At 70.8% G+C, this 12,534-nt stretch carries 9 protein-coding genes; all 9 read left to right on the top strand.

Going from position 1 to position 12,534, the window contains the following annotated elements; genetic code table 11:
* Positions 1-83: 83 nt before the first annotated feature.
* The 9 genes from AB0M28_RS06160 (at position 84) to AB0M28_RS06120 (ending at position 12,502) form a co-directional block, all read left to right on the top strand.
* Positions 84-1,679 carry a hypothetical protein gene (locus AB0M28_RS06160; RefSeq protein WP_365398499.1) on the top strand — a complete coding sequence of 532 codons (1,596 nt, stop codon included), beginning with the start codon at positions 84-86 and terminating at the stop codon, positions 1,677-1,679.
* Positions 1,676-2,188, top strand: a complete 513-nt coding sequence (locus tag AB0M28_RS06155) for a hypothetical protein (protein ID WP_365398496.1) — start codon at positions 1,676-1,678, stop codon at positions 2,186-2,188. Before AB0M28_RS06160 ends, AB0M28_RS06155 begins: the two co-directional genes overlap by 4 nt.
* Before the next feature lie 100 nt (positions 2,189-2,288).
* Positions 2,289-2,798 (top strand): hypothetical protein, encoded by a 510-nt coding sequence (locus tag AB0M28_RS06150; protein WP_365398522.1) that lies wholly within the window; start codon positions 2,289-2,291, stop codon positions 2,796-2,798.
* 216 nt (positions 2,799-3,014) lie between these two features.
* Entirely contained in the window at positions 3,015-4,319 is a 1,305-nt protein-coding gene (locus tag AB0M28_RS06145; RefSeq protein WP_365398493.1) for an extracellular solute-binding protein, read from the top strand.
* Positions 4,316-5,287, top strand: coding sequence for a sugar ABC transporter permease (locus tag AB0M28_RS06140; protein WP_365398490.1), 972 nt, complete (start codon positions 4,316-4,318; stop codon positions 5,285-5,287). The genes AB0M28_RS06145 and AB0M28_RS06140 overlap by 4 nt, the downstream gene beginning before the upstream one ends.
* Positions 5,284-6,108 carry a carbohydrate ABC transporter permease gene (locus AB0M28_RS06135; protein ID WP_365398487.1) on the top strand — a complete coding sequence of 275 codons (825 nt, stop codon included), beginning with the start codon at positions 5,284-5,286 and terminating at the stop codon, positions 6,106-6,108. Before AB0M28_RS06140 ends, AB0M28_RS06135 begins: the two co-directional genes overlap by 4 nt.
* Positions 6,109-6,135: 27 nt before the next feature.
* Positions 6,136-8,412, top strand: coding sequence for an alpha-xylosidase (gene yicI / locus AB0M28_RS06130; RefSeq protein WP_365398484.1), 2,277 nt, complete (start codon positions 6,136-6,138; stop codon positions 8,410-8,412).
* Between the two features lie 39 nt (positions 8,413-8,451).
* Positions 8,452-9,465, top strand: a complete 1,014-nt coding sequence (locus tag AB0M28_RS06125; RefSeq protein WP_365398481.1) for a LacI family DNA-binding transcriptional regulator — start codon at positions 8,452-8,454, stop codon at positions 9,463-9,465.
* Between the two features lie 118 nt (positions 9,466-9,583).
* Positions 9,584-12,502: a glycoside hydrolase family 3 C-terminal domain-containing protein gene (locus AB0M28_RS06120; protein ID WP_365398479.1), complete on the top strand. Its 2,919-nt coding sequence runs from the start codon at positions 9,584-9,586 to the stop codon at positions 12,500-12,502.
* Positions 12,503-12,534 lie beyond the last annotated feature (32 nt).

The following is a 12,534-nucleotide window of genomic DNA, read 5'->3' as shown; positions in this document are numbered from 1 at the left end:
GGTGCGCCCGCGGACACCATCCGGGTGACGGGCGGGCCGTACCGGCTCACAATGGTGCGCTCACTTCGCGGGGAGGGGACACCATGGGCGAAGCACTGACCACACGCATGATCATGGGGGACCAGCCGTTCGCCGAGATAGGCCGCCCCGTCTGGGCGGTCACCGACGAGCGCAACGACTGCGTCATCGCGGCCGGCGACCTCGGCCACGTCGACTGGCGGGGCCGCGGCGCATGGAAGCACCACCGCGTCGGCGTGTACGAGGCCGGCGACCTGCGCACCCGGCACGTCATCGCCGTACGCCACGCCGTCTGCGCCATCGCCGTCCATCCGCAGCTGCCGCTGGCGGCCGTCGGCACCGGGCAGTACGACGGCACCTGGGACTTCCACGGCCAACTGCTCCTGCTCCATCTGCGGACGGGCCGGGTGACCGCGCTGCTGAGCAAGAGCCGCCAGGTACGCCATCTGCGCTGGCTCGACGACGGCCGGCTGGCCATGCTGCTCTCGCCCGAGGACAAGGACGGCGGCTTCGGCAAGGGCTTCGAACTGGCCGTGGCGGCCGACGACTGGCTGACGGCACCGGCCGGCCTGGTCGACCCGGACGCGGTCAGCCATCCCATGGTGCCGAGCGGCCTGCTGTACGACCCGGGGGCGGCGGAACGCCTCACCGAGCTGGCCGCGGCGGTCGGTTCGAGCTGGCGCCGGCGGGGACACGTCCGGGCCGTGGCCGCGACCGCCGACGGGCGGGTGCTGGCGACGGGCGCGTTCACGGACCTGGAGTGCTTCGACCCCTCCGGGGCGCCGCGCTGGTCGCTGCCCGCCGAGGGGGAGGGGAGCGCGGATCTACGCCTGTCCCCGGACGGCGAGTCGGCGTGGGTCACCCACCGCGGCTTCCACCGCGACCCCGCGACCGGCCGCCACCACGACCGCGCACCGGTCGCCCACCGCGTCTCCACGGCGACCGGCGACCGCCTGGACGAGGTCACCCTCGCCTCGGCCGTGGGCCTCACGGACAGCGCGGAGGGGTGGCTGGCCCTGCGCGACCTCGGCCGCGCCGACGGCGACACGGTCCTGATGAGCCCCGCCCACCGCGAGCACAGCCGCCTCGCCACCCCCGCCCGCGGCACGAACGCCCCACCCCTGCACATCCGTCACAGCACCCGCCTGCTCTACGCCGAGGGCCCGGGCCCCGACACCGACGCCACCTGGCTCTGGGCGATCGAACCCCCGGGCGCCCACGGCCCCGCCGCGCGGCGCCCCCTGTTCCCCGTGGACTGGGACCCGGACTCCTCCCTGCACCCGTGGCCGGGCCCCGGGCTGGAGACCGAAACCGCCCTCGTCCACGCGGGCCGCACCTACGACCCGGGCCGGTCGTACGCCGACGGCCGGGAAGGGACGTACATCGCCGGCCGCCGCGTCCCCGACGGCTCGGTGGCGTGGCTGCGTCTGACGGACCTCCCCCTGGCCGACGTCGACGGCGACGAGCACACGGTGTACGCGGCGTACCGCTCGGGCGAGGTGGAGGCCCTGAACACGACGGACGGCACGCTCCGGTGGCGCCGCACGGCCATGGCCCACGGCCACCCGGTGACCCCGCTGTGCCTGACGTACGCCGCCGGTCGGCTGCTGATCGGCACGGTGGACGGCCGCGTCCTGGACTGCGCGGTCCCGGACCGGTGAGCGTCCCGAGGACCTACCGCTACCTCGGCCCACCGGACCTCCGTGAGTCGGCGGGCCCCGCCACCCAGGGCCGCCGCATCGCCACCCCGTCCGACTTCGCGACCTGGATCGCCGAGCAGACCGCGCAGGACCTCGCCGACCCCTTCCCGTACGTGATCGACACGACCGGCACCCTGCGCCTGGCCCCGCGCCGCAGCGAACACGTGGCGTGCGCGGGCGGCGAAGAGGTCCTGGCAGCAGGCGAGATGGGCTTCACCCGCGAGGCCGCCGGCTGGCGGGCGCGCCCGGTCAGCAACCACTCCACGGGCTACTGCCCCGACACGACCTCCTGGCCGGCGGTGGCCACGGCCCTGTCCCACGCCGGCCTCGGCCACGACACGTCCTTCACCCACGAGGTGGTGTTCCGCCGCTGCCCGTCCTGCCACGAACGCACGATCGTGCACGAGTCCCACTACGCGTGCGCCTTCTGCGACACGGACCTCCCGGCGACGTGGAACCTCGACGGGTGACGATGCAGAACGCAGCCATGCCGAGCGCCCGGGCGTCGAGATCGGCGTTCGAAAATCCCTCCCGGCCTGCGTGGCCTGCGGCCAGCGTGCTGCCGTGACGATGACTGAGGCCGAGGTCGGTGACATACTCGCGCCCGCCGGGCTGCGGCTCGTGGAACGGGTCCAGGAGGAGGTCCGGCTGCCGCCACTGCCGGCGTACGTGGGGCCCGCGAGTGCGAAGCCGGAACACGGGCGCTTCGACTCGCGGCCGGAGGAGATCGCCGACCCGAGCGCCCCGGACTTCGCCGAAAAGGTCAACGCGGGCTGGTACCGCATGGCCGCGGAGTACGGGCTGCTCGACGAGAGGCGTGAGTTTCTCCTCTGCGTCGGCCGCGCGCGTCTCGGGGAGGATCCGGATATTGAGCCCTACGAGGTGTGGTTCCGGGTCCGACTCCTCGATGAATGGGACTTGGTGGGGAGCGAGGCGGACCTGCTGCGGAGCGGCTTCGCGAACCTGTTCACCGACCGTTTCGTGCCCGAGTTCACGATGGCGTCCCTCGACGGCCGGATGATGCTGAACACCACGGTCTGGGGCGACGGCACCGTCAGCACCATCGTCATCCGCCCGTAGCCGTCGCGGGACGCGGCAGTCGCTCCCTCTCGCCCCCTCCCGCTCACCCCCCGGCGGGTACCCCGTGCGCGGCGCATCGATTTGTTAACGCCATTGACGTATCAGCGACACATCCCTATCTTCTCCGTCGAAGCGATTCGATGTCCGCTGTCGAACCGATTCGACGAAGTCGCCGCACCTCCCGTCCGACATTCCCAACCCTCCCGGAGGCAGTCGATGTTGAAGGCACGAAGAGGGGCGCGCCTCTGGGCGGCTGCCCTGGTGGGCGCCCTGTCGTTGAGCACGCTGGCCGCGTGCGGCGACGACGGCTCCGATGCCAAGGGGGCCGGCGACACGCTGCGGCTCTGGCACTACGAGGCGCCGGAGAGCGCCATGGGCAAGGCCTGGAACGAGGCCATCGCGGAGTTCAAGAAGCAGCATCCCGGCGTCAAGGTCGAGTTCGAGGCCAAGGGCTTCGAGCAGATCCAGAAGACCGCCCCCCAGGTGCTGAACTCCGACAAGGCGCCCGACCTGCTGGAGTACAACAAGGGCAACGCCACCACCGGACAGCTGTCCAAGCAAGGGCTGCTCACCGACATGACCGAAGAGGTGAAGAAGCGCGGCTGGGACAAGGCGATACCGCCGTCCGTCGCCATCACCAGCCAGTACGACCAGAAGGGCGTGATGGGCAGCGGCGCCTGGTACGGCGTGCCCAACTACGCCGAGTACACGATGGTCTACTACAACAAGGACCTCTTCGCCGAGCACGGCGTCCAGGTGCCGACCACCGTCGCCGAGCTCGAACAGGCCCTCGCCACCTTCAAGAGCGCCGGCCTCACCCCGTTCGCCAACGGCGGCGCCGAGTACATCGCCCAGCAGTACGTGTACCAGCTCGCCCTCTCCCAGGCCGACCGCTCCTGGGTCGACTCCTTCCAGATGAAGGGCAAGACCGACTTCTCCGACGCGGCCTGGACGTACGCCGCCCAGACCTTCGCGGACTGGGTCGCCAAGGGCTACATCGCGAAGAACTCCAGCGGGGTCAAGGCCGAGGACGCCGGCGTCTCGTTCATGCAGGGCAAGCACCCGATGTTCTTCTCCGGCAGCTGGTGGTTCGGCCGCTTCGGCACCGAGATCAAGAAGTTCGACTGGGACACCTTCCTGTGGCCCGAGAGCAAGCTGTCGCTCGGCTCCGGCGGCAACCTCTGGGTGGTGCCCGAGGGCGCCGAGAACAAGGAACTGGCGTACGACTTCATCGACATCACGATGCAGAAGCAGATCCAGAACACCCTCGGCAACGCCGGCGGCGTTCCGGTCGCCGCGGACGCCGCCTCCATCACCGACGAGCGGGCCAAGAAGCTCATCCAGCAGTACGACACACTGGCCGGCAACGACGGCCTCGCGTTCTACCCCGACTGGCCGGCCAACGGCTTCTACGACACCCTCGCCTCCGAGGTGCAGAAGCTGATCACGCAGAGCGCCGAGCCCGCGGACGTGCTGAAGTCGCTGCAGGACGAGTACGACGAGAACGTGCTGAACGAATGACGGCCGTCATCACCAAGGAGGCCACCGGCGCCGGCGGGACGCGAAACCCCTCCCGCCGTCGCCGGGCCGGCGGCGGGCGCTCGCCGGCAGAGGGCTCGTACGCGCTGTTCCTCCTCCCTGGAGCGCTCGCCTTCCTCGTCGTCATCGTCGTGCCGTTCGTCATGAACACCGGGATCAGCTTCACCGACTGGTCCGGCGTCGGCACCCCGGAGTTCACGGGCCTGGACAACTACGAGAAGCTCGTCGGCGACGAGGACTTCTGGGAGTCGTTCCGGCACAGCCTGGCGATGGTCGTGGCGATGGCGCTGGTACCCACCGCCCTCGGCATCGTCCTGGCCTCCGCGCTCTTCGACGTCGTCGCGAAGCACGCCGGCAACCGCTGGGCGTCCGTCCTGCGCGCCTGCTTCTACCTGCCGCAGGTGCTGCCGATCGCGGTCGCCGGCATCGTCTGGAGCTGGATCCTCGCCCCGGAGAACGGCTCGCTGAACGATCTGCTGGGCGCGGTGGGCCTGGACGCGCTGCAGCAGGACTGGCTCGGCGACCCGGACTGGGCGCTGTACAGCGTCATGGGCGTCATGGTCTGGGTGCAGATCGGCTTCCCGCTGGTCATCTTCATGTCCGGGCTGCAGCGCCTCGATCCGGCGCTGCACGAGGCGGCGGAGCTGGACGGCGCCGGCTGGTGGGGGCGGTTCTGGCATGTGACGCTGCCGCAGCTGCGGCCGGAGATCGGTGTGGTGCTGCTGTGGTGCACGATCGCCGCGCTGAAGGTCTTCGGCATGGTGTACGTGCTGACCGGCGGCGGGCCCGGCGGGTCCACGAACGTCCCGTCGTACTTCGCGTACCAGAACTTCTTCGAGAACTTCCAGGCGTCCTACGGGGCCGCGGTCTCCACCGTCCTCACCATCCTCATCATGGTGCTGGCCGTCGTCGCGCTGCGCCTGCAGACCAAGGCGGAGGACGAGGCGTGATGACCGCCGTCAAGAAGTACCCCGTGCTCGCGGCGCTGACGCTCGGCGCGCTCTTCATGGTGCTGCCGTTCGTGGTCGTGGTCATGAACGCGGTGAAGTCGCCGGAGGAGTACTCCTCCGACGGCCCGCTCAGCCTGCCGGACGGCCTCTACCTGGACGGGCTCACCGAGTTCTGGGAGCGCGTCGACTTCGGCGAGAAGCTGTGGAACTCCGTGCTGATCTCCGGTTCGGTGGCGGTGCTCGCCGTCGGGCTCTCCGTGCTCAGCGCGTACGCCATCGGCATCGGCCGGATCAAGGGGCGGCCGTGGGTGCTCGCCTTCTTCGTACTGGCCAACATGCTGCCGCAGGAGTCCCTGGTCTACCCGGTCTACTACCTCTCGAAGGAGGCCGGCCTCTACGACACGAGGCTCAGCGTCATCATCGTCTTCACCGTCATCCAGTCCGCCTTCGGCACGTATCTGCTCTCCTCGGTGCTCTCCGGCTTCCCGCGCGAGATCATCGAGGCGGCCCGGATCGACGGGGCCACCAAGTGGCAGGTGCTGTGGCGGGTCGTGGTGCCGGTCAGCCGGCCCACCATCGGCGTGCTAATGGTGCTGTTCTTCATCTGGACCTGGAACGAGTTCCTGCTGCCGCTCGTCATGCTCGTCTCCGACGACGTCCAGACCGTCTCCGTCGCCCTCGGCGTGCTGCAGGGCCAGCGGGACATGGACGCCACGATGACGAACGCCGCCGCGCTGCTGGGCGTGCTGCCCGCCATCGCGTTCTTCCTCATCTTCCAGCGGACGCTGACCCGCGGCATCGCCGTGGGCGCGGTCAAGTAACCCCGGAACCCCCAGAAAGGCTGCCGTATGAAGTTCACCGACGGCTACTGGATGCTGCGCGAGGGCGTGAGCGCCGCCTACCCGGTCGAGGTCCTCGACGTGACCGGCACCGAGGACGGCACGCTCGAGATCCACGCCCCCACCCAGCCCATCCGGCACCGCGGCGATCTGCTGAAGGGCCCGGTCATGACGGTCTCGTGCCATTCCCCCATGCCCGACGTGATCGGTGTGACCCTCACCCACTTCGACGGCGGGGTCGATCGCGGTCCCCACTTCGCCCTCGCCGAGGGCGACACCCACGCGCAGGTGTCGTACGACGACGAGCACGCGCTGCTCGTCGCGGGCAGCCTCGCGGTGCGGGTGGCGCGCGGCGGGCCGTGGCAGCTCGACTTCCTCGCCGCGGACGGGATGCGACCGCTGACGTCGTCCGGCCCGAAGGGCATGGGCATCATGCAGAACGGCAGCGGCGAGCACTATCTGCGTGAGCAGTTGCATCTGGCGGTCGGCACGAACGTCTACGGGCTCGGCGAGCGGTTCGGGCCGCTGGTCAAGAACGGCCAGGTGGTCGACATCTGGAACGCCGACGGCGGCACGGCCACCGAGCAGGCGTACAAGAACGTGCCGTTCTACCTGACGGACGCCGGCTACGGCGTGTTCGTCGACCATCCCGGCCGGGTGTCGCTGGAGGTCGGCTCGGAGTCGGTCTCGCGGGTGCAGTTCAGCGTCGAGGGCCAGGACCTGACGTACTACGTCATCCACGGCCCGACACCGAAGGAGATCCTGCGCAAGTACACCGCGCTCACCGGCCGGCCCGCGCTGCCGCCGGCATGGTCGTTCGGGCTGTGGCTGTCGACGTCGTTCACCACGTCGTACGACGAGGAGACGGTGACGTCCTTCATCGACGGGATGGCGGAGCGCGATCTGCCGCTGTCCGTCTTCCACTTCGACTGCTTCTGGATGCGCGAGTTCAACTGGTGCGACTTCCAGTGGGACCCGCGTGTCTTCCCCGACCCGCGGGGCATGCTCGCCCGGCTGAAGGAGAAGGGCCTGCGCATCTGCGTGTGGATCAACCCGTACATCGCGCAGCGCTCCCCGCTCTTCGCCGAGGGCCGCGAGGGCGGCTATCTGCTGAAGAAGCCGGACGGCAGTGTGTGGCAGTGGGACCTGTGGCAGCCGGGCATGGGGCTGGTGGACTTCTCCAACCCGCAGGCACGGGCCTGGTACGCGGGCAAGCTGGAGGCGCTGCTGGAGATGGGCGTCGACTGCTTCAAGACCGACTTCGGCGAGCGGGTGCCCACGGACGTGGCGTACTTCGACGGCTCGGACCCGGAGCGGATGCACAACTACTACACCTACCTCTACAACCAGACCGTCTTCGACGTGCTGAAGAAGCACCGCGGCGAGGGCGAGGCGGTGGTCTTCGCCCGCTCGGCGACGACCGGCAGCCAGCAGTTCCCGGTGCACTGGGGCGGTGACTGCGAGTCGACGTACGAGGCGATGGCCGAGTCGCTGCGCGGCGGGCTCTCGCTCGGCATGTCGGGCTTCGGCTACTGGAGCCACGACATCGGCGGCTTCGAAGGCACGCCGTCGCCCGCGCTGTTCAAGCGGTGGATCGCCTTCGGGCTGCTGTCCTCGCACTCGCGGCTGCACGGTTCGTCCTCGTACCGGGTGCCGTGGCTGTTCGACGAGGAGGCCGTCGACGTGCTGCGGATGTTCACCAAGCTGAAGCTGCGCCTCATGCCGTACCTGGACGCGGTCTCCCGCCAGGCGCACGAAGAGGGCGTGCCGATGATGCGGGCCATGGCGCTGGAGTTCCCGGACGACCCGGCGTGTACGCATCTGGAGCGGCAGTACATGCTCGGCCCGGACCTGCTGGTGGCGCCGGTGTTCTCGGACGCCGGGGACGTCTCGTACTACGTGCCCCAAGGCACCTGGACGCACCTGCTGACCGGCGAGGAGGTGCGGGGTCCGCGCTGGGTGAAGGAGCGCCACGGCTTCGACAGCGCGCCGGTGCTGGTGCGTCCGGGCGCGGTGCTGCCGGTCGGCGCCGTCGACGACCGGCCGGACTACGACTACGCGGACGGCGTCACACTGCGCGCGTACGGGCTGCACGCCGGCGACCGGGTCGCCCTGAGGGTGGGGGGCGTGGACTTCACCGTCGTCCGCGAGGGCACCACGGTACGGGCCTCGGCGAGCGACCCGAGCCGCCCGTGGACTCTGGAGGTGGCGGGCGGCCCGACGGTGCGCGCCGCGGCCGGCACCGGGGTGACCGTGGCTGAACTCAGCCGAGTTGAGCCGAACTAGGCTGTCCGATCCGTCGAACGAGTCATCCAGGGGGCGACGATGGTCAAGATCACCGATGTGGCGCAGCACGCCGGCGTGTCGCCGAGCACGGTCTCGTACGCCCTCAGCGGCAAGCGGCCGATCTCGGACGAGACCCGGCAGCGCATCGAGGCCAGCATCCGCGAACTCGGCTACCGCCCGCACGCGGGCGCCCGGGCGCTGGCCAGCAGCCGGTCCAACGTACTGGCGCTGGTGATCCCGTTCCGCGCCGGGATCCACGTGCCGGTGGTCATGCAGTTCGCGGTCTCGGTGGTGACCACGGCCCGGCAGCACGACCACGACGTGCTGCTGCTGACCCAGGAGGAGGGCGAGGAGGGACTGCGGCGCGTCGCGGACACGGCACTGGTCGACGCGCTGATCGTGATGGACGTGCAACTGCACGACGCCCGGCTGCCGCTGCTGCGGGCGCTGGACCGGCCGAGCGTCCTCATCGGCTTCCCCGCCGAACCGGAGGGGCTCACCTGCATCGACCTCGACTTCGAGGCCGCCGGCGGGGCGTGCGCCGCGCACCTGGCCGAACTCGGCCACCGGTGCGTGGCGCTGGTCGGCTCGCCGCCCGAGGTCTATCTGCGTGAGACCGGCTTCGCGCAGCGCGTCGCGCACGGCTTCACCGCCGCGGCGCGCGAGCGCGGACTCACGTCGATGGTCTACCCCTGCGAGTCGACGCGGGCGGCGGCGCGGGCGATGGCCGAGCGGCTGCTGCGCGAACACCCGGAGCTGACCGGGCTCATGGTGCACAACGAGCCGCTGGTGCAGCCGCTCATCGACGCGTTCCGCGAGCTGGGCCTGCGGGTGCCCGACGACCTGTCGGTGGTGGCGATCTGCCCGGACGAGCAGGCGGAGCAGGCGCCGGTGCCGATCACGTCCGTGGCGATCCCCTCGGCGGAGATCGGCGCGGAGGCGGTGGGGCTGCTGATGCGCAAGCTGGACGGGCTGCCGGTGCCCGGGGCGACCCTGCTGCCGCCGCGGCTGACGCGGCGCGCGACGACTACGCGGCGCACCGTTTCCGGCTGAGCGGCGGGCCGTTCCGGCTGAGCACAGGCACGAGACGTACGTACCGAAAGACCCGGATCCAGGACCGGATCCACCCCATGGTCGAAGCGATTCGACTATCTCGGAAGGAGTCGTGTACGTGAAGCGCAGAACCGTGTTGACCGTTCCCCTGGCCGCCGCACTGGCCGGTGCCGCCGCGAGGCCCGCGGCCGCCGCCGGCACCCCGGCCGCCGCACCCGTTGCCGCGCCGCTCGCCGGCCGGGTCGAGGACCTGCTCGGCCGGCTCACCCTGGACGAGAAGATCTCGCTGCTGCACCAGTGGCAGCCGGAGATACCGCGGCTCGGCATGAAGGCGTTCCGCACCGGCACCGAGGCGCTGCACGGCCTGGCCTGGCTGGGCCCCGCCACGGTCTTCCCGCAGGCGATCGGCCTCGGCTCCACCTGGAACCCGGACCTGATCCACCAGGTCGGCTCCGCCGTCGGCGACGAGGTGCGCGGACTGCAGCACGAGCGCCCGGCGGGCTGGGGCCTGAACGTGTGGTCGCCGGTGGTCCAGCTGCTGCGCGACCCGCGCTGGGGCCGCAACGAGGAGGGGTACTCCGAGGACCCGTACCTGACCGGCGTGATATCGACCGCGTACGCCGGCGGCCTCAGCGGCGGCGACCCCGACAACCTGAAGACGGCCCCGCTGGTCAAGCACTACCTGGCCAACAACAACGAGGTCAGACGTGACCAGACCTCCTCCGACCTGCGCCCGCGGGTGCTGAAGGAGTACGAGGAGCCCGCGTACAAGACGGCCATCTCGGCCGACGCGGCGTGCGGGGTGATGACCTCGTACAACCTCGTCAACGGCCGTCCCTGCACGGTCACCGACCTCAACGGCTCCGTCCGCACCTGGACCGACCGGGCGCTGCTGAACGTCACCGACGCCTGGGCGCCCAACAACCTGCCGGCGACCGGCGCGCAGAAGTACTTCGACACGCTGGCCGAGGCCGACGCGGCGATCATCAAGGCGGGCCTCGACAGCTTCACCACCGACGACCGGGACGCCTCGAAGACCATCGCCGCGATCAAGGAGGCGCTCGACAAGGGCCTGCTCGCGGAGTCGGACGTCGACACCGCCGTCCGGCACATCCTGGACATCCGCTTCCGCCTCGGCGAGTTCGACGAGGACGGGGGCCCGTACGGGAAGATCGACAAGTCCGTCATCAACAGCCCGGCACACCAGAAGCTCGCCCGCCGGGCCGCCGCCGAGGCGATCGTGCTGCTGAAGAACGAGGGCGGCGCCCTGCCGCTGAACGCCGGGGCGCTGCGCAAGGTCGCGGTTGTCGGCCCGCTGGCGGACACCCTCTACGCCGACTGGTACTCCGGCGAACTGCCGTACAAGGTGACGCCGCTGGCGGGCATCACGAAGCGGCTCGGTGCCGGTGCGACCGTCACCGCGAGCGAGGGCGTCGACCGGATCGCCCTCAGGAACGCCGCCACCGGCGCGTACGTCACGGCCGGCAGCGGTGCCCAGGGGGCGGCGCTGAAGGAGAACGCGGGCGAGCCCGGCGAGACGGCGCACTTCGACGTCTTCGGCTGGGGCCAGGGCGTGGTCACCCTGCGCTCGGCCGCCAACGGCAAGGTCGTCGGCATGCGCGACCCCGACGGAGGCGGCTACCAGTTCTTCAACGACCAGGACCAGCCCAACGGCTGGTTCGTCTCCCAGCTGTTCACGCTCCAGGAGCAGGGCGACGGCACGGTCCTGCTGAAGTACACGGGCTACGAGAACTGGCTCGGCGGCAACGTCTACCTCCGCGCCCGGGCGGCCGACGGCACGCTCGTCCTCGGCTCCGCCGCCGACGCGAGCCGCTACACCCGCGAGGTCGTGCGTGACGGCGCCGAGGAGGCGGTGGCGGCGGCGCGGGACGCGGACGTGGCGGTCGTCGTGGTCGGCTCCATGCCCTTCATCAACTCCCGTGAGACCGACGACCGCGAGGACATGGGCCTGGCGGAGACCCAGGCGGCGCTGGTGAAGGCCGTGCTGGCGGCGAATCCGAACACGGTGGTCGTGGTGGAGAACAGCTACCCCACCACGCTGAACTGGGAGCAGGAGCACGCACCCGCCCTGCTCTGGACGACCCACGCCGGGCAGGAGACGGGCAACGCGCTGGCCGACGTCCTCTTCGGCGACGTCAACCCGGCCGGCAGGCTCACCCAGACCTGGTACCGGTCCGAGGCCGATCTGCCCTCCATCCTCGAGTACGACAACATCAAGTTCGACCGCACCTACCAGTACTTCACCGGCGAGGTGCTCTACCCCTTCGGGCACGGCCTGTCGTACACCACCTTCCGCTACGGCACACCGCGCGCCGTCCACGGCGGGATCGAGGTCGCCGTCACCAACACCGGGCGGCGCACCGGCGCCGAGGTCGTGCAGCTGTACACCCGGCAGCGCACCTCGCGGGTGAAGCAGCCGCTGAAGAAGCTGCAGGCGTTCCGCAAGCTCGTGCTGCGGCCGGGGCAGACGCGGACGGTGACGCTTCCGCTGTCGGAGGACAAGCTCGCGCACTGGGACGTCACCCGCAGCCGGTGGGTGGTGGAGCGCAGCACGTACGACGTCATGGTCGGCTCGTCGTCCGGTGACATCCGCGGCCGTACGACGCTCGACGTACACGGCGAGACCGTCCCGCCGCGCGACCTGTCGCGCACCACGCGGGCCGAGAACTTCGACGACTACGAGGGCGTCCGGCTGGTCGACGAGGCCAAGCCGCGCGGCACGGCGGTCGGCGCGGCGTCCGCCGGGTCGTGGCTGCTGTTCGCCGACGCGGACCTGGGCAGGGGCGCCGCCCGCCTGACGGCGCGGATCGCCAACGAGCAGTCGGCCGAGGGAACGCTCGAGGTCCGCCTCGGCGCCCCGGACGGCCCACTGGCCGCCAGGGCGACGGTGGCCACCACGGGCTCGCGGTACGCGTACACGGAGGTGACGGCCGCACTCTCGGGCGCGTCCCGCCGCCAGAACGTATACCTGACCCTCACCGACGGCCTGCGCCTCTCCACCTTCTCCCTGCGCTGACGAAGTCCCCTCGGGGCGGCGCGCGGCGCAGT

Origin of the sequence: Streptomyces sp. NPDC051940, from assembly GCF_040680895.1 — a bacterium.
Lineage (GTDB): Bacteria > Actinomycetota > Actinomycetes > Streptomycetales > Streptomycetaceae > Streptomyces.
This window is presented reverse-complemented; position numbering and strand designations above follow the sequence as displayed.